16 protein-coding genes are annotated in these 19,331 nt (G+C 68.1%); 10 read left to right on the plus strand and 6 right to left on the minus strand.

Features of this window, described 5'->3' with window-relative positions; all coding sequences use genetic code 11:
* Positions 1-80 precede the first annotated feature (80 nt).
* From BDI24065_RS07340 to BDI24065_RS07350, 3 genes are all read left to right on the plus strand, one after another.
* Positions 81-608 carry a M949_RS01915 family surface polysaccharide biosynthesis protein gene (locus BDI24065_RS07340; RefSeq protein WP_175030642.1) on the plus strand — a complete coding sequence of 176 codons (528 nt, stop codon included), beginning with the start codon at positions 81-83 and terminating at the stop codon, positions 606-608.
* A gap of 163 nt (positions 609-771) precedes the next feature.
* The gene (locus BDI24065_RS07345; RefSeq protein ID WP_175030643.1) at positions 772-1,332 is read left to right on the plus strand and encodes a DUF2975 domain-containing protein; all 561 of its coding nucleotides are present in this window, start codon (positions 772-774) and stop codon (positions 1,330-1,332) included.
* A gap of 8 nt (positions 1,333-1,340) precedes the next feature.
* Positions 1,341-1,565 carry a helix-turn-helix domain-containing protein gene (locus BDI24065_RS07350; RefSeq protein ID WP_174916917.1) on the plus strand — a complete coding sequence of 75 codons (225 nt, stop codon included), beginning with the start codon at positions 1,341-1,343 and terminating at the stop codon, positions 1,563-1,565.
* 157 nt (positions 1,566-1,722) lie between these two features.
* Here the strand turns inward: BDI24065_RS07350 and BDI24065_RS07355 are convergent, their stop codons facing one another.
* From BDI24065_RS07355 to BDI24065_RS07370, 4 genes are all read right to left on the minus strand, one after another.
* Positions 1,723-2,751 (minus strand): MerR family transcriptional regulator, encoded by a 1,029-nt coding sequence (locus BDI24065_RS07355; RefSeq protein ID WP_175030644.1) that lies wholly within the window; start codon positions 2,749-2,751, stop codon positions 1,723-1,725.
* Positions 2,752-2,871: 120 nt separating this feature from the next.
* Complete coding sequence (locus BDI24065_RS07360; RefSeq protein ID WP_175030645.1) at positions 2,872-4,428, minus strand: efflux transporter outer membrane subunit; 1,557 nt, start codon at positions 4,426-4,428, stop codon at positions 2,872-2,874.
* Between the two features lie 2 nt (positions 4,429-4,430).
* Complete coding sequence (locus BDI24065_RS07365) at positions 4,431-7,577, minus strand: efflux RND transporter permease subunit (RefSeq protein ID WP_175030646.1); 3,147 nt, start codon at positions 7,575-7,577, stop codon at positions 4,431-4,433.
* Complete coding sequence (locus BDI24065_RS07370) at positions 7,574-8,683, minus strand: efflux RND transporter periplasmic adaptor subunit (RefSeq protein WP_175030647.1); 1,110 nt, start codon at positions 8,681-8,683, stop codon at positions 7,574-7,576. The genes BDI24065_RS07365 and BDI24065_RS07370 overlap by 4 nt, the downstream gene beginning before the upstream one ends.
* 186 nt (positions 8,684-8,869) lie before the next feature.
* Here BDI24065_RS07370 and BDI24065_RS07375 point away from each other — a divergent pair, with 186 nt between their 5' ends.
* Positions 8,870-9,490: a TetR/AcrR family transcriptional regulator gene (locus tag BDI24065_RS07375; RefSeq protein ID WP_175013701.1), complete on the plus strand. Its 621-nt coding sequence runs from the start codon at positions 8,870-8,872 to the stop codon at positions 9,488-9,490.
* A 54-nt stretch (positions 9,491-9,544) separates the two neighbouring features.
* On the opposite strand, the gene BDI24065_RS07380 is transcribed toward BDI24065_RS07375, so the two are convergent.
* Positions 9,545-11,278, minus strand: coding sequence for a ClcB-like voltage-gated chloride channel protein (locus BDI24065_RS07380; RefSeq protein ID WP_217481808.1), 1,734 nt, complete (start codon positions 11,276-11,278; stop codon positions 9,545-9,547).
* Between the two features lie 103 nt (positions 11,279-11,381).
* The gene (locus BDI24065_RS07385) at positions 11,382-12,449 is read right to left on the minus strand and encodes a YeiH family protein (RefSeq protein ID WP_175030649.1); all 1,068 of its coding nucleotides are present in this window, start codon (positions 12,447-12,449) and stop codon (positions 11,382-11,384) included.
* A gap of 112 nt (positions 12,450-12,561) precedes the next feature.
* Here BDI24065_RS07385 and BDI24065_RS07390 point away from each other — a divergent pair, with 112 nt between their 5' ends.
* The 6 genes from BDI24065_RS07390 to BDI24065_RS07415 all read left to right on the plus strand — a co-directional run bounded on the left by BDI24065_RS07390 (position 12,562) and on the right by BDI24065_RS07415 (position 19,327).
* The gene (locus BDI24065_RS07390) at positions 12,562-13,455 is read left to right on the plus strand and encodes a LysR family transcriptional regulator (RefSeq protein WP_175030650.1); all 894 of its coding nucleotides are present in this window, start codon (positions 12,562-12,564) and stop codon (positions 13,453-13,455) included.
* 160 nt (positions 13,456-13,615) lie between these two features.
* On the plus strand, positions 13,616-14,380 hold the full coding sequence (locus BDI24065_RS07395; protein WP_175030651.1) for a sugar phosphate isomerase/epimerase family protein: 765 nt from the start codon (positions 13,616-13,618) through the stop codon (positions 14,378-14,380).
* A 28-nt stretch (positions 14,381-14,408) separates the two neighbouring features.
* Positions 14,409-15,401, plus strand: coding sequence for a sugar kinase (locus BDI24065_RS07400; protein ID WP_175030652.1), 993 nt, complete (start codon positions 14,409-14,411; stop codon positions 15,399-15,401).
* 260 nt (positions 15,402-15,661) lie between these two features.
* Entirely contained in the window at positions 15,662-16,942 is a 1,281-nt protein-coding gene (locus BDI24065_RS07405) for an MFS transporter (RefSeq protein WP_175030653.1), read from the plus strand.
* A 5-nt stretch (positions 16,943-16,947) separates the two neighbouring features.
* On the plus strand, positions 16,948-17,913 hold the full coding sequence (locus tag BDI24065_RS07410; RefSeq protein WP_175030654.1) for a 2-hydroxyacid dehydrogenase: 966 nt from the start codon (positions 16,948-16,950) through the stop codon (positions 17,911-17,913).
* Between the two features lie 370 nt (positions 17,914-18,283).
* Positions 18,284-19,327 (plus strand): LacI family DNA-binding transcriptional regulator, encoded by a 1,044-nt coding sequence (locus BDI24065_RS07415; protein ID WP_175030655.1) that lies wholly within the window; start codon positions 18,284-18,286, stop codon positions 19,325-19,327.
* Positions 19,328-19,331 lie beyond the last annotated feature (4 nt).

The raw sequence follows: 19,331 nt of genomic DNA on the forward strand, positions 1-19,331 counted from the left end.
CGGGCGCATGCGGCGGGTGGCTGGCAGCGGCAGGCGGCTTTGTCGATAATGGCGCGTTCGATTCAACCCCCACCTCGCCGATGAAGACGCGCTTCCTTCCGCCTTGCCTGTTTCTTGCAGCCACTGCGCTGTGCAACCTGGCGCAGGCCGCCGAGTACACGTGGACCGATGCGGCCGGCGCGCATGCGGTGACGCTCGCCCGGACCGAGTCCGGCGACGACGTCGAGCTCAAGGTTGCCGCAACGCTCGACGGCCGGCCCGACTGGACCGTTCGCGACTACGTGAAGGAATGTCCGGTCGACGTGATTCTCGACGTCGTGCCCGCATCGATCGAAATGCGCGACCTGCTCGGCAACGGCCGCAAGCAGTTCCTGTTCGCGTACAAGATCGGCTGCCGCGGCGACGTCAGCGCCGACCAGGTCAAATACTTCCTGATCGACCAGGGCACGAAGTACGTGCTGCGCGGCGAGGAAACCGTCACGGTCAACGGCAAGTTCATGGACGGCGGCGCGGCGCCCGTGCCGAATGCGGACCTGAAAGCCCAACCCGCGTTTCTGCGCTACATGACGAAGCATTGGCACGGGATCAGCGCGCGCGACTATCGGTAGGCGCGCGCGAGGTGATCGCGACGGTGCGTGCGACGCGCGCCTGTCGATCCGGGCTGAACTTGGTACACGATAATAAATTACAGCAATACGGCAAGTAATTATCGTTTTACGATAATTTCAGGTGTACAATCGACGCACGTTCATTCCCCGTCGAGGACTTCGCATGCATTCCGATCGCATTGCCCGTATCAGCCAGCAGATGGCCACCGTCACGCTGTGGTTCATCGTCGGCATGCTGGTGCTCAACGCCGCGTGCTGGGCGTTTCCGTCGCTGAACGCGGCCTCCGGGCCCGGGCTCGTATTCGGCCTGACCGATTCGGTGATCTCGAACCTGAACGTGGATGTCGCTGCATTCCCGTGGTGGCAGAAGGCTGTCGGCATCCTGCTGTCGAGCGTGCCGCTGATCGCGCTCGCGAACGGCCTGCGTCATCTGCGCGCGCTGTTCCGCACCTACGCGCGCCGCGACTATTTTTCGGCGCAGGCGGCCGGCCATCTCGGCAAGACGGGCCGTGCGATCGGCCTGTGGGTGTTGCTGAGCCTGCTGTGCGAGCCGCTGCTGAGCGTGTGGGCGACGCTGCGCGAACCGGTCGGCCATCGCGTGGTCAGCATCGGCTTCAGCCTGCCGTACGTGGTCGCGCTGTTCACCGCGGCCTGCATTGCGGTCATCGCGCACATTCTCCGGCAGGCGAGCGAACTCGATGCCGAACATCGGCAGTTCGTCTGAGGCGCGCCATGTCGATCGTGGTCAAGCTCGATGTGATGCTCGCGACGCGCAAGGTCCGCTCGAAGGATCTCGCGGCGGCTGTCGGCATCACCGAACAGAATCTGTCGCTGCTCAAGCAGGGCAAGGTCAAGGGCATTCGTTTCGCGACGCTCGAGGCCATCTGCCGTTATCTCGACTGCCAGCCCGGCGACCTGCTCGCGTTCAGCGATGACGGTGTCGGCGAGGCGGACTGATGCATCGCAAGCGCCAGGTGCCGAGGTGCCGAGGTGCCGAGGCGGCGTGGGCCGTGCATCGCCGCGGTGGCTGTCGCCGCCCACGGGCTGCAAATGGTGAAACGGGCGGCACGCGGAAAACCCGCCTGCCGCCCGCAACCTCGTGCGCTCAACCTGCTCAGCGCGCCGGCGCAAGCTGCGCCATCGCCTCCCGCACGAAGCCGATCAACGTGTCGTCGATCCACGAATCCCGCGTCAGCGACGGCTCGCTCATCATCGCCTGGCGGAATTTCGCGTGCGTGGCCGGATCGTTGCCGGCATAGCTGCAGAACAGCGTGAGCCAGCGCTGCGCGAGCGCGCGGCCTTCCGCTGAATCCGGTCTGGCGCCCGCATCGATCGCGTCGCGCACGTCACCCATCAGCTGCGGCCATGCCATTGCGCTTTCACCGTAGTGCGCCCGCATGAAGCGGATCTCGTCCGGCGCGAGGTACTTCTCGAAGATCCGCATCTTGTTTTCCGACGACGCGCGCAGCACATAGTCGCGCAGTGCGGTCGAAATGCCGATCTTCGACTGCATCGCCGGTTCGTGTTCGTGCATCAGGTTCAGCTTCGCCAGCAGCCGCGGATCGTTGTTCGTGTCGCGCACGAGCAGCGCCATCCAGCGGCTGGCGAGCGCACGGGTGCGTTCGTCCTCGGCGGGCACGCCCGCGTCGTGCAGCGCGCGAACGTCGTCGACGAGTGCGATCCATTCGGCGTCGCCCGCCTGGCTCTTCTGGTACATCGGCAGGCGCGCGAGTTCTTCCTCGGAAAAGTATTTGTCGTACACGGTCATCAACTCCAGTGTGGTGAGCCAATCGGCCAGCTCCGGCTCCGTGCCCGCGGCGAGCTGCGCATGCAGGCTGACGAGCCGCTCGCGCAGCTGCGCGGTCTGCGCGAGCTGACGGTCGAGCAGCGCGATCTGCTTCGCGACGATCTCGACGAGCGGGGTGTCGGGCTGGTTCAGGTGGTCGCCGATTTCGGTGAGCGACAGGCCGAAGCGACGCAGCGCCTGGATCTGGTGGAGCCGGGCGATGTCGTGGCGGTCGTACAGCCGGTAGCCGTTGTCGGCGCGCGCCGAAGGCGTCAGCAGGCCGATCGCGTGATAGTGATGAAGCGTGCGGACGGTCAGCCCGCTGCGTTTCGCCAGTTCTCCCACTTTCAGTCGCATTCGTTCCTCCGTTCGGGTCGCACACTGGAGTCTCGAACGTTACGCTACGTGAGGGTCAAGCGGAAGATCGGGAATCGGGTGCGCGGGGGGATTCCGCGCGCACCCGATGGCAAGGCCGGCTTATTGCGGCGACGGCGGGGTGTCGGCGGTGGCGGCGCGCACTTGCTGGCCGGAGGCGTCATCGCCGGCTGCCTTGCCGGACTGGCCGGCCTTGTCGACCGGCGGCGTGCCCATCGCCTGGTAAAGCCGCGCGGTGTCCGCGAACCGCGCACCGGTCGCGCGGATCTCGTCGAGCCGGGCATTGCGATACTGCAGCTCGCTGGCGCGCGCGGCCGATGGCGGCAGCGCGCCGAGCCGCACGCGGGCCGCCGCGTCGTCATACGCGCCACGCGCGGACAGCGCGGCACGGGACGACGCGTCGAGCGCCTCCGCATCGTGCTCGAGCGCCGCGAGCGAATCGGCGACGTTCTGGAACGCGCCGAGCACGGCCTGCTTGTACTGGTCGACGGCGGCCTCGTAGGTCGCCTTCGCCGCGCGGCGCTGCGCGAGCAGCGCGCCGCCGTGGAAGATCGGCTGGCTCAGCGACGCGCCGACGTTCCAGATCGCGCCGGCGCCCGACAGCATCGTCGGCCAGCTGAAGCCGCCTTGGCCCATCGAGGCCGACAGCGACAGCTGCGGGAACATCTGCGCGGTCGCGAGGCCCACTTCGGCCGCGGCCGCCTTCAGCCCTGCGTCGGCTGCCTGGATGTCCGGGCGGCTTTGCAGCAGGTCCGACGGCACGACGACGGGCACCTGCTCGGGCAGATGCAGATCGGCGAGCGTGAGATCGGCCGGCGGGCGGTCGGGCGTGCGGCCGACCAGCACCGCGAGCGCATGGCGCGCCGAGTCGCGTTGCTGGCGCAGCGCGGGCAGGCTTGCTGCGAACGTGTCGGCGCTTTGCCGCGCGTTCAGCGCGTCGCTGCGCGACGCGGAACCGAGCGCGTAGCGGCGTTCGGCATCGTGCGCCTGGTCGTTGGCGAGCGCGACGAGCCGCTCGGTCGTGTTGATCTGCGCATTCAGCACCGACACCGTGATCGACGCGGTGACGATGTTCGCGGCCAGCGCGCGCCGCGCGGATTCGAGCTGGAACGCGCTGACGTCGACGCGGCGGGCCAGCGCGCGGTTCGCGAAACGCGACGCGCCGAACAGGTCGATCGTGTAGCTCGCCTGCAGCTGGCCGACGAACGTGTCGTACAGCAGCGTCGGCGCGCCGAGCGCGGGAATCGGCACGCCGAGCGCACGCTGGCGCGTGGCCTGGCCGCCCGCGTCGATCGACGGCAGCATCGAGCTGCCGATCTGGCCGCGCAACTGTTCGCGCGCGGCATCGAGCGAGTGGGATGCCGCGCTCAACGTCGGGCTGTTGCGCAGCCCTTCGTCGACGAGCGCGTTCAGCGCATCGGAGCGGTACTGCTTCCACCAGTCGGGCACCGGCTTCGCGCCGACCTCGAACTGCTGCGCGACGCCTTGCGCGGACACGGTCTGCTGGACTTGCGGCGTGGTGCCGTAGTGCGCGGGCGACGGCATCGCGGGCGGCTCGCCGCTCGGCGCGAACCACGAACAGCCCGCGAGCGGGCCGGCGAGGCTCGCCACCGCGAGCGCCCGCACGGCGTTGGTTTTCAGGTTCATCGATCGATCCATGGTCAGGCTCCCGACGGCGCGGCAGGCGTGCCGCCAGGCGGCGGGCCGTCCTGCGGGTCGCGTTCGTCGCGCTTCACGCGGAACCACGTCGCATACAGCGCGGGCAGGTAGAACAGCGTCAGCACGGTTGCGCTCGTGATGCCGCCCATCAGCGCGGTCGCCATCGGCCCGAAGAAGTTCGAGCGCAGCAGCGGGATCAGCGCGAGCACGGCGGCCGCGGCCGTCAGCGTGATCGGGCGGAAGCGCCGCACGGTCGCGCCGATGATCGCGTCGATGCGGCGGTGGCCGACCGCGATGTCCTGTTCGATCTGGTCGACGAGGATCACCGAGTTGCGCATGATGATCCCGAACATCGCGATCACGCCGAGCATCGCGACGAAGCCGAACGGCTGGCCGAACAGCAACAGCGTCGCGACCACGCCGATCAGCCCGAGCGGCGCGGTCAGCACGACCATCAGCACGCGCGAGAAGCTCTGCAGCTGGATCATCAGCAGCGTGAACACGGCGATCGCCATCAGCGGCATCTGCGCATTGATCGACTTCTGTGCCTTCGCGCTTTCCTCGACCGAGCCGCCGATGTTGATCTGATAGCCGACCGGCAACTGCGCACGCAACGCGTTCAGCTGCGCGTCGACCGCATGCGTGACGTCGATGCCCTGCGCGCCGGCGCGCACGTCCGACTGCACGGTGATGGTCGGCTGGCGGTCGCGTTCCCACACGACGCCGTATTCGAGCGTCGGCTTGAAGCGGCCGAGCGAGCCGAGCGGCACCGGGCCGTTCGGGGTCGGCAGCGCGAGGCCGGCGAGCTTCGCCGGATCGACGCGATCGGCCCGCGGCGCGCGCAGGTCGACCGCGATCAGCTTGTCGCGCTCGCGGTACTGCGTGACGGTCGTGCCGGACAGCGTCATCGCGAGGAAGCTCGACACGTCCTGCGACGTGACGTTCAGTTCGCGCGCCTTCTTCTGGTCGATCTCGAAGCGCACCGAGCGCTCGGCCGGCTCGTCCCAGTCGAACTGCACGTTGACCGTGCGCGCGTCGCCGCGCATCGTCGCCGCGACTTTCTCGGCGATCGAGCGCACCGTCCCGATGCTGTCGCCGCTCACGCGGAACTGCACCGGGTAGCCGACCGGCGGGCCGTTCTCGAGCCGCGACAGCCGTGAGCGCACGGCCGGGAACTGCTCACGCAACGTGGTTTCGAGCCAGGTCGCGAGCTTCTCGCGGTCCTTCACCGATTTCGCGGTGATCACGAACTGCGCGAAGTTCGGCAGTTGAAGCTGCTGGTCGAGCGGCAGGTAGAAGCGCGGCGCGCCGCTGCCGACGAAGTTCACCGAATGATCGATCTCGGGGCGCTTGTCGATCACTTTCTCGAGGCGTTCGGTCTCGCGCAGCGTCGCCGCGAACGACGCGCCTTCGGGCAGCCGCAGGTCGACGAGCAGCTCGGGGCGATCGGAACTCGGGAAGAACTGCTGCGGCACGAGCGAGAAGCCCATCAGCGCGACGACGAAGAGCGCACCCGTGATCAGCAGCACGACGAAGCGCCGCTCGATGCACCAGTCGATCCAGCCGCGCAGCCGCCGGTAGAAACGCGTGTCGTAGATGTCGTGCTCGTGGTCGTCGGGCAGGTGCGCTTCATGCGCTTGCCGCTTGCGCTCGGGCAGCAGGTGGAAGCCGAGCAGCGGGATCAGCACGACCGCCGCGAACCACGACGCGATCAGTGCGATCGCAGACACCTCGAAGATCGAGCGCGTGTATTCGCCGGTGCTCGATTTCGCGAGCGCGATCGGCAGGAAGCCCGACACGGTGACGAGCGTGCCCGTCAGCATCGGGAACGCGGTGCTCGTATAGGCGAACGCGGCGGCGCGCGCACGGGTGTAGCCCTGTTCGAGCTTCACGGCCATCATCTCGACCGCGATGATCGCGTCGTCGACGAGCAGCCCGAGCGCGAGCACGAGCGTGCCGAGCGACACCTTGTGCAGCCCGATGTCGAACAGGTACATGAAGAGGGCGGTGACCGCGAGCACGACCGGAATCGAGATCACGACCACCATCCCGGTGCGCAGGCCGAGCGACACGAGGCTCACGACCAGCACGATCGCGACGGCTTCCGCGACGGCCTCGAGGAAGTCGTCGACCGAATGCTCGACCGCGTGCGGCATGCTCGATACCAGCGTCAGCTTGAGGCCGGCCGGCAGTTGCGCCTGCAGGTCCTTCGATTCCGCGTCGAGCGCCTTGCCGAGCCGGATCACGTCGCCGCCCGGCTGCATCGTCACGCCGATGCCGAGCACGGCCTTGCCGTTCGAGCGCATCTGCGTGACGGTCGGATCGTCGTAGCCGCGCTTCACCGTCGCGAGATCGCCGAGCCGGAACGTGCGGCCGTTGATGCGGATCAGCGTGTCGGCGATCGCGTTGACGTTGTCGAACTGGCCGCTCGGCCGCACGAACACGCGATCGTCGGCGGTCGTCAGCGTGCCGGCCGACGAGATGTCGTTCTGCGCGTTGATCGCCTGCCCGAGTTGCTGCGGCGAGATGCCGAGGCGCGTGAGCTGCGCGTTGTTCACCTCGATGAAGATCCGCTGGTCGGGGTCGCCGAAATAGTCGACCTTGCCGACGCCCGGCACGCGCAGCAGCACGGTGCGTAGCTGGTCCGCGTAGTCGTGGAGCTGCGCGGGCGTGAAGCCGTCGCCTTCGAGCGTCCAGATGTTGGTGTAGACGTCGCCGAATTCGTCGTTGAAGAACGGGCCCTGTACGCCGGGCGGCAACGTATAGCCGATGTCGCCGACCTTCTTGCGGATCTGGTACCAGGTGTCGGGCACGTCCTTCACGGGCGCCGAATCCTTCATCGTGAAGAAGATCAGCGATTCGCCGGGGCGCGAATAGCTGCGCAGGAAGTCGATGGCCGGCGTTTCCTGCAGCTTGCGGCCGATCCGGTCGGTCACCTGTTCCTGCACCTGCCGCGCGGTCGCGCCCGGCCAGAACGTGCGGATCACCATCACGCGGAACGTGAACGGCGGGTCTTCGGATTGCGCGAGGCGCGTGTACGCAAGGATGCCCGCGAGCGTCGCGAGCGCGATCAGGTAGACGACCAGCGCCTGGTGGCGCAGCGCCCACGCCGACAGGTTGAAGCGGCCTTCTTCGTAGGAAACGCTCACGATGCGAAGTCCTCCGGATGCAGCGGCGCGATCGCGCGTACCTTCTCGCCCGCGCTGACCGTGTGCACACCCTGCAGCACGACGCGTTCGCCGGGCTGCAGCCCGTGCGACACCGTCACCGTGCGCTCGTTGAAGCGCGCGACGTCGACGCGGCGCAGCTCGAGCGTGTCGTCCTTCGTGCGCACGACCCACACGGCCGGTTGCTGGCCGTCGTGGAACAGCGCGGTCGCGGGCAGCGTGATCGACGGCGCGTCGCCGGTAGCCGGCGCGCCGTCGAACGCGACGCTGGCCGTCATCCCGAGCCGGATCGCCGGATCGGGTGCGGCGAGCGTGAGCTTCACGCGATACGTGCGGCTCTGCGGGTCGGCGGCCGGCGCGATTTCGCGAACCTTCGCGGCGAACGAGCGGCCCGGCAGCGACGGCAGCGTGACGGTGGCCGTGTGGCCGGGCGTGAGCGACGCAAGCGCGGCCTCGGGCACATCGCTGACGACGTCGACGTCGCCGGACCAGGCGAGCTGGTAGACGGCCTGGCCGGCCGACACGTTCTGGCCGGTGTCGGCCTGTTCGGCGGTGATGTAGCCCGCGTGATCGGCGACGAGCGTCGCGTAGCGGAGCTGGTTCTTCGCGAGCGCGAGCTGCTGCTGCGCCTGGTCGCGCTGCGCGAGCGCCGACGTGTAGCTGTTCTCGGTCTGCTCGAGCTGCGCGGTTGCGATCAGGTTTTCACGTGCCTGCGCGCGATCGCGGTCGAGCTGCTGCTTCGCGAACGCGAGGCTGTGCGTCGCGGCATCGAGTTGCGCCTGCGCGCTCGCGGCGTTCTTCTCGACGTCGGACGGATCGAGCAGCGCGACGACCTGGCCGACCTTGACCGTGTCGCCGAGGCGCACCTTGCGCTCGATGATCTTGCCGGCGATGCGGAACGACAGCGGGGTGGCGTAGCGCGGCTGGATCTCGCCGGGGAGCGTGCGGGCGACGGCAGCGTCGTCGGCATGGGCGGGCAGCGCGACGACGGGGCGCGGGGCGGGCGGCGCGGATTCTTTCGGATGACAGGCGGCGAGGACGAGCGCGGCGCCGACCAGCAGCGCGACGCGGGAACCGGAGCGATTCACGAAACCCCCAGATGAGGTGAGAGCGAGAGCGGAACGAAGCCGGCAAGCGCGGCGGGCGCTTGCCCCGAGCGGCGCCGGCACGGACGCGCGGACACCATCTTTCAGAAACTGTGGCGAATTCTAATACACACCTGTATCTGAATGCAAAGATGAATCCGAAAGGTAAATGGTGCTAGACTGCGCGCCATGAAACCTCAGCGCTTAACTCGCGAGCAGAGCAGGGACCAGACGCGCGAACGTCTGCTGATTGCCGCACACCGTATTTTTCTGAAGAAAGGCTATGTGGCCGCGAGCGTCGAGGACGTCGCGGCGGCGGCCGGCTATACGCGCGGCGCGTTCTACTCGAATTTCCGCAGCAAATCCGACCTGCTGCTGGAACTGCTGGAGCGCGATCACGCGGAGGTGCAGGCCGACTTCCAGGCGATCTTCGACGGGGGCGGATCGCGCGAGCAGATGGAGTCGATGGCGCTCGCGTATTACCGGACGCTGTTTCAGGACGACGAATATTCGCTGCTGTGGGGCGAGGCGAAGCTGCAGGCCGCGCGCGACGCGAAATTCCGCGTGCGCTTCAACCAGTTCCTGCACGGCAAGCGTCTGCAGATGGCCGAGTTCATCCGGCGCTTCTCCGAGCGCGCGGGCACGCCGCTGCTGCTGCCGGCGGAAACGCTGGCATTCGGGCTGATGTGCCTGTGCGACGGTGTGCAGTCTTACTACACGGCCGATCCGCAGCATGTGTCGGCCGAGGTGGCCGAGTCGGTGCTGGCGGGATTCTTTGCGCGTGTGGTGCTCGGGCGCGCGCCCGACTGAGCGGGCGTTGGCCTCGAGCCACCTTCATCACGCTGCCGGCGGCGAACCGACAGGTCAGCGTTGGCCGGTCATCCGCCGGTATGCATCGAGCAGCGACGTCTTGTAGACGACCCCCGCGAGCATCGGCTCGGCTTCGCTTTCGATCACCGGCAGGCGTTCGCCCTGGAACGCCATGAAGCGTTCGAGCGCGGTGGCAAGCGGCATGTCGGGCGTGAGGAGCGGAAACGGCGTGTGCGCGTAGTGCGCGGCCGTCTTGTCGGTCGTGTCGCGCTTGTCGAGCAGGTCCGACGTGATGTCCTTCAGCGCGACTGCGCCACGGAAGCGTCCGGCGTCGTCGGTCACGTACAGATACTTCACCGGATATTCGAGAAACACGCGGGTCATGTCGGCGACGCTCGCGGTGAGCGGCACGACCGTCTGCGCGGGCTGGATCAGTTCGCGCATCTGCGTGGTGCGGATCCGGCTGCGTTCCTCGGCATCCTGGTGGTGGTGCAGCGTGATCTCGTACATCGACGTCGTGCCGGTCGCGCGCGCGACGAAGTACGCGAATACGCAGGACACCAGCAGCGGCAGCACGACCTGGTAGCTGAGCGTCATCTCGAAGATCATCAGGATCGCCATCAGCGGCGCCTGCGTGGCGCCCGTCAGGAACGCGCCCATCCCGACGATCGCGTACGCGAAGTACGCCGACGTATGGCCGGGCCACACGGCTTGCATCGCGAGCCCGAACAGCGAGCCGAACACCGCGCCGACGAACAGCGTCGGCGTGAAAACCCCGCCGATCGCGCCGGAGCCGACGGTGGCGGAGGTCGCGATCACCTTGAACACGAGCACCGCGACGAGTGCCTGCCAGGTCCACGGCGAATGGAGGATGAGGTTCACCACGCTGTAGCCGTTGCCCCACACGTCCGGCACCCATACCGAGATCACGCCGACGACGAGGCCGCCGAGCGCGAGCCGCACGGGCAGCGGCACGGGCAGCCGCTTGAACTGGTTCTTCGATGCATCGAGCAGGTGCAGGAACTGCGGCGCGAGCACGCCGCACAGCGCGCCGAGCACGACGAACAGCAGCACTTCGGGGCCAGTGACGGCCGGAAACACCGGCATCTCGTACGGCGGCCGGTAGCCGGCGAATTCGCGCATCACGATGTTCGCGACGACCGACGAGACGATCATCGGGCCGAGACTTTCCATGGCGATGCCGCCGAGCACGATCTCCGACACGAAGAAGGCGCCGGCGATCGGCGCGTTGTACGCGGACGTGATGCCGGCCGCCGCCCCGCAGGCGACCAGCAGGCGCAGGCGCGGCGGGTCGAAGTGCACGAAGCGGCCGACGAGCGACGCGGCGAGCGCCGCGAGCTGCACCATCGGGCCTTCGCGGCCGATCGAGCCGCCGCTGCCGATCGTCAGCAGCGACGACACGCTGCGCCACAGGCTCTGGCGGACCGGCACGATGCCGTTGCCGAGCGCGACCGATTCCATGTAGTCGGTCTTGGCGGCCTTCTTGTCGCCGCGCGTCGCGAGCAGCAGCACGCAGCCGGCGAGGAAGCCGCCCGCGGCCGGCATCCAGAACCGCACGTACCACGGCAGGCGCTTGGCCATCTGCACGAAGCTGCCGCTTTGCCCGGAAATCAGGTGCTGCATCAGGTCGATGCCTTCGCGGAACGCCATCGTGGCAAAGGCGCCGCCGACGCCGACGATGGCTGACCAGATCAGCATCGTATGGGCGTCCGACAGGCGGAACAGCGTTTGGGCGCGAGTGCGCAGCTTCAGCAGGAACGAGAGCACGGCTGAAAGGGGGCGATGGAAAACGACGCGAAGCATAGCACTGCGCCGCGCCCGCGGGACCATCCCGTCGGGCGCGGCGCGCGAAGTGTCACGGGCGGGCAACTCAGCCAAGCCAGTGCTGCACGGCCCAGGTGATCCCGTAGCCGCCGGCGATCAGCCACACGTACAGGATCAGGCCGGTCATCAGCGCCCGGGGGCCGGCCGCGCGGATCTGCGCGACGCGGGTTTCGATGCCGAGGGCGGTCATGGCCATCGTCAGCGCGAAAGTGTCGAGCACGTTCAGCGTGTGCGTGACGTCGGTGGGCAGCACGTTCAGCGAATTGACGATCACGAAGCCGAGGAAACCGAGCGCGAACCAGGGCACGGCCACCTTGCGCTTGCCTTGCGCGCCGCCGGCGGTGGCGCGAGCCGAGCGGGCCAGCCACCAGCCGAGCACCAGCAGCACCGGGACCAGCAGCATCACGCGGGTCATCTTGACGATCGTCGCGATGTGCGCGACCTGCGGGCTGATGTCGCTCGCCGCGCCGACCACCTGCGCGACCTCGTGGATCGTGCCGCCGAAGAACAGGCCGAGACCAGCCGGATCGAGGTTCAGCAGCCCGGCGTGATATGCGATCGGGTACAGGAACATCGACAGCGTGCCGAACAGCACGACACTGCCCACGGCCATCGCGCTCTGGTGCGGCTTCGACTGCAGCGTCGATTCGAACGCGAGCACGGCGGCCGCGCCGCAGATCGCGCTGCCGGCGGCGGTCAGCAGGGCCGAATCGCGGTCGAGCTTCATGATCTTCATGCCGGCCCAGGTGCCGATCACGAGCGTGCTGACGACGACCAGCACCGACACCGTCAGGCCCGGCAGCCCGACCTGCATGATTTCCTGCAGGCTCACGCGCAACCCGAAGAACGCGACCGCGATGCGCAGCAGCTTGCGCGCGGAGAAATTGACGCCGGCCGCCCAGCTGGCCGGCATGCCGTCGCGCAGCGCGTTGCCGTACAAGGCGCCTGCGACGATGCCGACGATCAGTGGCGACAGGCCGAGCCCCGCGATCGCGGGAAGCTGGGACAGGCTCGTGACAGCGGCGGCGAACAGCGCGACGAACAGCACGCCGTTCAACTGGCCGCGCATCGACGGCGCGGCGGGGCTGAGATGGGGAGTCGGAGCAGTGGACATGGAAGCACCGTGATGGAGCGTGTTGCGATGGTGTAATCCTAATTTCGTTATATCGATATGAAAAATTGTGATTTGTGACGTAAACTATCCGGAAAGCCGATAATTTATCCCCATGACCCCGGATCAACTGATAACGTTCGCCGCCGTCGCCGAACACCTGAACATCAGCCACGCCGCCGTGGCGCTGCATCTGTCGCAGCCGGCCGTGTCGGGCCAGTTGCGGCTGCTGCAGGACGAATTCGGCGAGCCGCTGTACCAGCGCGAAGGCCGCGGTATCCGCCTGACCCCGGTCGGCGAGCAGCTCGCGCAGTACGCGAAGGCACAGCGCGACACGTTCGCGCAGGCGCGTGCGTTTCGCGATGCGGTGCGCGGCCTCGAGGCCGGTACGCTGCGCATCGGCGCGAGCACGACGCCCGCGAGCTATCTGTTGCCGTACCTGATCGCGGCGTTCCAGCCGCGCGCGCCGCGCGTGGCGATCCACACGATGAGCGGCAACACGGCCGACGTGGTCGCGGCACTGCCGTCGCTCGATATCGCGATGATCGAAGGGCCGCCCGGCGAGGCACTGCCGCCGGGCACCGCGGTGCATGCGTGGCGCGAGGACGAGATCGTGGCAATCGTGCCGACCGGCCATCCGCTGGCCGCGCCGGAATACGCGTCGGGGGTTACGCTCGACGCGCTGGCGGCCCATCCGCTCGTGCTGCGCGAAGCGGGCTCCGCCGTGCGGCAACTCGTCGAGCGCGCGTTCGCGCAAGGCGCGGCGCCGATGCGCGTCGCGTTCGAGATTGCGGGCGTCGAAGCCGTGAAGGAAGCCGTGCGGGCCGGGATGGGCGTCGGGTTCGTATCGGCGATGTCGCTGCGTCACGACGATGCCGCGCTCGTCCTGCGCTCGCTCGCGCCCGCGCCGCTCACCCGTCACTTCTCCATCCTCGTGCCGCACGGCGGCGCGCCGTCGCGGGTTGCCGCCCAATTCCTCGAGATGAGTCTCGCGCACGAACCCGCCTGAGCGGCCGAACCCGGCCCGGGAACGCGCGATGCGTGCCGTCCGGCGCGCGTTCGCATCGTGCACCGTCTTAGGGATTTCCTCTATGGCGTGGGTCCAAGGCGAAGCGCACCATCCGTCTCAAGCAAATGGAACCGGTTCCATTCCGGGGAAAAAGGGCAAAATGACAGACATCGTGATCGTGGCGAGCGCATTCGGGATGGACCGCGTGCGTCAGGAGGGCCACAGCGCATTCATCGCGACCGCGGCGGCATCCGGTGCGACCGGTTTCGAGGTGCGGCGCGAACTGTTCGCGTCGGAAGCGGAAGCCGCGCCTGGCGCGCTGGCCGAGCTCGGCGCGCAACTGGCCAGCCACGGGCTGTGGTCGGTTTTTTCGACGCCGGCCAACCTGTACACGGAAACGGGCGCGCTCGATGCGGACGCATTGCGCAGCGCGCTCGCGGAAGCCGACGCGCTCGGCGCGCGCTTCGTGAAATTCCAGCTCGGCGGCTTCGCCGGCCACGCGCACGCGGCTGACATCGTCGCGCTGTCGCGCGGCGCGCGGGCCCGCGTGGTGGTCGAGAACGGCCAACTTCCGGTCGGCGGCGCGCTCGCACAGTTCCGCGGGCTGTTCGACGCACTGGCCGCGGCGGGCGTGCCCGATGCGCTTGGGATGACGTTCGACATCGGCAACTGGCAGTGGCCGGGCGAAGCGCCGCTTGATTGCGCGCAAGTGCTGGCGCCGCATGTGGAATACATTCATTGCAAGGCAGTCGCGGGCGAGGGCGCGCGCCGTTTCGTCGCCGCGCCGGCGCCGAACGACCCGTTCGTGACCGGCGTGCTCGCGGTGCTGCCGCAGCACGCGCCGCGCGGCATCGAGTTCCCGTTCGACGCGGCCGACCTGGCGGGCGATGCGTGCCGGCGCGTCGCGTGGCTCGCCACCGCGTGACGGCGGAAGGATCCTGGAGAGTTCATTCATGAAAGCAGCACTCGATGTCGTGACCTACGGCGAAGCGATGGCGATGTTCGTCGCGACCGAGCCCGGTCATCTCGCGCACGCCACGCAATTCTCGAAGCGGATCGCGGGCGCCGACCTGAACGTCGCGATTGGCCTGTCGCGGCTCGGCTTCCGGGTCGGCTGGATGAGCCGCGTCGGCCGCGATTCGTTCGGTGGCTACGTGCTCGACACGCTGGCGCGCGAAGGCATCGACGCGTCGTGCGTGACCGTCGATCCGCGTTACCCGACCGGCTTCCAGCTCAAGTCACGCAACGACGACGGCAGCGACCCGACCGTCGAATATTTCCGCAAGGGCTCGGCCGCCAGCTACCTGTCGTGCGACGACTACGTGGCCGACTACGTGCTCGGCGCGCGCCACCTGCACCTGACGGGCGTCGCGCCGGCGATCTCCGCGACGTCGTGCGAACTCGCGTTCAAGCTGGCGCGCGAAATGCACGCGGCCGGCAAGACGATCTCGTTCGATCCGAACCTGCGCCCGACGCTGTGGCCGTCAGCCGACGTGATGGCGAAGACGCTGAACGCGCTCGCGTCGCTCGCCGACTGGGTGCTGCCGGGCGTCGCCGAAGGGCGCCAACTGACCGGGCACGACACGCCGGCCGACATCGCGGGCTTCTATCTTGCACAGGGTGCGCGCGGCGTCGTGATCAAGCTCGGCGCCGAAGGCGCGTACTACCGGACGGCTGACGGCCGCGACGGAACCGTGGTGGGCGAGCGCGTGCAGAACGTCGTCGACACGGTCGGCGCAGGCGACGGCTTCGCGGTCGGCGTGGTCAGCGCGCTGCTGGAGGGCAAGACGATCGAGCAGGCCGTGGCGCGTGGCAACCGGATCGGCGCGCTCGCGATCCAGGTGATCGGCGACTCGGAAGGGCTGCCGACCCGCGCCGCGCTCGATCGATTCGAAAACGTCAGCAATCGCGCCGATCGCTTAGAGGAAACCTTCACCGCGCAATGAGAGGCCGGACACGGCACAATCCGCGGACTCATTTCGTCGTGCATGGGCACGGCAAGGTACGGGACCGGGGCGGGCGCTGAGGCGTTCGTTCAGGTCGATTGCGAAGCATGGGGTTCGGGTAAGCGCTAAAACACTGACCTGGATCGACCGCGAAGCATGGGACCCAGGCAAGTGCTAAAGCACTAACTTGGATCGACCGCGAAGCATGGGACCAGAGTAAGCGCTGAAGCGCTAACTCTGGTCGACACGGAGACATTCTGATGGCCAACACTCTCGCTGCCCGCCGCTGGTGGACGATCATGCCGATCGTCTTCATCACGTACAGCCTCGCCTACCTCGACCGCGCGAACTACGGGTTCGCGGCCGCGGCCGGCATCAACCAGGACCTCGGGATCAGCAAGGGCCTGTCGTCGCTGATCGGCGCGCTGTTCTTCCTCGGCTACTTCTTCTTCCAGATCCCCGGCGCGATCTATGCGGAACGTCGCAGCGTGAAGAAGCTCGTGTTCGTCAGCCTCATCCTGTGGGGCGCCTGCGCGGCACTCACGGGCGTGGTCAGCAACATCCCGTCGCTGATGGCGATCCGCTTCATGCTCGGCGTCGTCGAGGCGGCCGTGATGCCGGCCATGCTGATCTACATCAGCAACTGGTTCACGAAGAACGAGCGCTCGCGCGCGAACACGTTCCTGATCCTCGGCAACCCGGTCACCGTGCTGTGGATGTCGATCGTGTCGGGCTATCTCGTGCACGAATTCGGCTGGCGCCACATGTTCATCGCCGAAGGCGTGCCGGCCGTCCTGTGGGCCGTGTGCTGGTGGTTCCTGGTGCAGGACAAGCCGGCCGATTCGCCGTGGCTCAACGCGCAGGAAAAGCGCGATCTCGACGCCGCGCTCGCGGCCGAGCAGGCTGCGATCAAGCCCGTGCGCAACTATGGCGAAGCGTTCCGCTCGCCGGCTGTGATCAAGCTGTGTGCACAGTATTTCTGCTGGAGCATCGGCGTGTATGGCTTCGTGCTGTGGCTGCCGTCGATCGTCAAGAACGGCTCCGACCTCGGGATGGTCGCGACCGGCTGGCTGTCCGCGCTGCCGTATCTCGCGGCGACGATCGCGATGCTCGCCGCATCGTGGGCGTCCGACAAGGTCGGTTCGCGGCGCGGTTTCGTGTGGCCGTTCCTGCTGATCGGCGCGGCCGCGTTCGCCGCATCGTACGCACTCGGCTCGTCGCATTTCTGGATCTCGTATGCGCTGCTGGTCGTGGCGGGCGCCGCGATGTACGCGCCGTACGGCCCGTTCTTCGCGATCGTGCCGGAACTGCTGCCGAAGAACGTCGCCGGCGGTGCAATGGCACTGATCAACAGCATGGGCGCGCTCGGCTCGTTCGTCGGCTCGTACTTCGTCGGCTACCTGAACGGGGCGACCGGCTCGCCCGTCGCGTCGTACGCATTCATGAGCGCCGCGCTCGTCGCCGCGGTGATCCTCACGCTGTCCGTCAAACCCCAGGCGCGCGATGCGCATCCGCTCGCGACGCCGTTGCAAGGAAAATGAATCAGATGAAGCCCCGTATCGTCGCGTACAAGCCGCTGCCCGATGACGTCCTCGCGTACCTGCGCGAGCATGCGGACGTCGTGCAGGCCGACGGCGCCGCAGCCCTCGCCGATGCGCTCGGCGACGCGGACGGCGCGATCGGCGCGAGCCTGAAGGTCACGCCGCCAATGCTCGACCGCGCACCGCGGCTGAAGGCGTGGTCGACGATCTCGGTCGGCTACGACAACTTCGACGTCGCGGATCTCACGCGCCGCGGGATCGTGCTCGCGCATACGCCGGACGTGCTGACCGAGTCGACCGCCGATACGGTGTTCTCGCTGATCCTCGCGTCCGCGCGACGCGTGGTCGAGCTGGCCGAGTGGGTGAAGGCCGGAAACTGGCATCACAGCATCGGCCCCGACCTGTACGGCACCGACGTGCAGGGCAAGACGCTCGGCATCGTCGGGCTCGGGCGGATCGGCGGCGCGGTTGCGCGCCGCGCGGCGCTCGGCTTCCGGATGCAGGTGCTGTACGCGAACCGCTCCGCGCATGCCGAAGCCGAGGCGCAGTACGGCGCGCGGCGCGTGACGCTCGACGAACTGCTCGCACAATCGGATTTCGTGTGCCTGCAGGTGCCGTTGTCGCCGGAAACGCACCACCTGATCGGCGCGCCCGAATTCGCGAAGATGAAGCGCGGCGCGATCCTGATCAACGCCTCGCGCGGGCCGGTGGTCGACGAAGCCGCGCTGGTCGATGCGCTGCGCGCGGGCACGATCCGTGGCGCGGGGCTCGACGTGTTCGAGAAGGAGCCGCTGCCGGCGGATTCGCCGCTGCTGCAGATGAAGAATGTCGTCGCGCTGCCGCATATCGGCTCGGCGACGCACGAAACGCGCCACGCGATGGCGCGATGCGCCGCGGAAAACCTCGTCGGCGCGCTGGCCGGCACGCTGCGCACGAATCTCGTCAATCCGGATGTCCTCGCGCAGGTCTGATCCGCCATATTCGTCCGGCCGGGGTGACGCCGGCGCTGTTAGAGGCGATGATCTTGGTGCCGGAGGGCTGGCTGCGTTATGATCCCCGCGCGTCGCATCGACGGCCCGGCAATGCTGCCGGAGGCGTCCCGCGACGGGTATCCGCGCCAGGTCCGGTGCGGCCGACTGCTTTTGCACGTGACCGGGGCGGGTGCCGACGCGCCGGCGCGGGTCGACCGCGAAGCATGGGGTCCGCGAAGCATGGGACCCGCGTAAGCGCTGAAGCGCCAACGCGGGTCGACAGGAGATTCCACCGGGTGGCTTACGTTTCCAACAACAAAGGTCCGTCTGCTCACGAAGCGGCGCGGATCGTACGTCGCGAGGCACGACAGTGACCGATTCGCAACCAACCACAACGCGTCCGGCGACGATCAGCGATGTCGCGCGCGAGGCCGGCACGGGCAAGACCAGTGTGTCGCGCTACCTGAACGGCGAGACGCACGTGCTGTCCACCGATCTGCGCCAGCGGATCGAAGCGGCCATCGCGCGGCTCAACTACCGGCCGAACCAGATGGCGCGCGGGCTCAAGCGCGGCCGCAACCGGCTGCTCGGCATGCTCGCGGCCGACCTGACCAATCCCTATACCGTCGAAGTGCTGCAGGGCGTCGAGGCCGCGTGCCACGCGCTCGGCTACATGCCGCTGATCTGTCACGCGGCAAACGAAGTCGAGATGGAGCGCCGCTTCCTGCAGCTGCTCACGACCTATCGCGTCGAAGGGCTGATCGTCAACGCGCTCGGCGCCGACGAGGATGTCCTGCGTCCGCTGCGTGGGGCCGGGATCCCGGCCGTGCTCGTCGACCGGACGGTCGAAGGCTTCGAGGCCGACCTGATCGGCCTCGACAACGCCGACGCGATCGAGACGGCACTCGCGCACCTGATCGAACACGGTTTCGATGCAATCCATTTCGTCGTGCAGCCGTTCGAGCGTGTCAGCTCGCGGCGCCTGCGCGAGGCCGCGTTCCGCGCAGCACTGGCGGCGCGCGGGCTGACGGTGCCGTCGACGGTCGTGCTCGACCTGAACGAGCCCGACGTGGTCACGGCGGCGCTGGCCGACATCGATGCCCGCATCGATGACGCGACACGGCGCGGCGTGCGCGCGGCACTGTTCGCCGCGAACGCGCCGGTCGCACTCGCGATCGCGCGCCACCTGCGCGCGCGTTTCGGCACCGCATGGCAGCAGAAGGCGGCACTGCTGTCGATCGACGATCCGGAATGGGCGGAGCTGATCGGGATCACGACGATCCGCCAGCCGACCTACGAAATCGGCTACAAGGCCGTCGAATTCGTGCACGAGCGGATCGACGGCGCGGCGGGCGACGTACGCGTCTCGCTGTTGCCGGGCGAGCTGGTTGCGCGCGCGTCGACCGCAAGCTGAGTAT

This window comes from Burkholderia lata, from assembly GCF_902499025.1.
Lineage (GTDB): Bacteria > Pseudomonadota > Gammaproteobacteria > Burkholderiales > Burkholderiaceae > Burkholderia > Burkholderia lata_C.

Coding starts and splice junctions, on each gene's coding strand:
- BDI24065_RS07340 (WP_175030642.1), top strand. CDS start 81: ATGAAGACGCGCTTCCTTCCGCCTTGCCTGTTTCTTGCAGCCACTGCG.
- BDI24065_RS07345 (WP_175030643.1), top strand. CDS start 772: ATGCATTCCGATCGCATTGCCCGTATCAGCCAGCAGATGGCCACCGTC.
- BDI24065_RS07350 (WP_174916917.1), top strand. CDS start 1,341: ATGTCGATCGTGGTCAAGCTCGATGTGATGCTCGCGACGCGCAAGGTC.
- BDI24065_RS07355 (WP_175030644.1), bottom strand. CDS start 2,751: ATGCGACTGAAAGTGGGAGAACTGGCGAAACGCAGCGGGCTGACCGTC.
- BDI24065_RS07360 (WP_175030645.1), bottom strand. CDS start 4,428: ATGGATCGATCGATGAACCTGAAAACCAACGCCGTGCGGGCGCTCGCG.
- BDI24065_RS07375 (WP_175013701.1), top strand. CDS start 8,870: ATGAAACCTCAGCGCTTAACTCGCGAGCAGAGCAGGGACCAGACGCGC.
- BDI24065_RS07385 (WP_175030649.1), bottom strand. CDS start 12,449: ATGTCCACTGCTCCGACTCCCCATCTCAGCCCCGCCGCGCCGTCGATG.
- BDI24065_RS07390 (WP_175030650.1), top strand. CDS start 12,562: ATGACCCCGGATCAACTGATAACGTTCGCCGCCGTCGCCGAACACCTG.
- BDI24065_RS07395 (WP_175030651.1), top strand. CDS start 13,616: ATGACAGACATCGTGATCGTGGCGAGCGCATTCGGGATGGACCGCGTG.
- BDI24065_RS07400 (WP_175030652.1), top strand. CDS start 14,409: ATGAAAGCAGCACTCGATGTCGTGACCTACGGCGAAGCGATGGCGATG.
- BDI24065_RS07405 (WP_175030653.1), top strand. CDS start 15,662: ATGGCCAACACTCTCGCTGCCCGCCGCTGGTGGACGATCATGCCGATC.
- BDI24065_RS07410 (WP_175030654.1), top strand. CDS start 16,948: ATGAAGCCCCGTATCGTCGCGTACAAGCCGCTGCCCGATGACGTCCTC.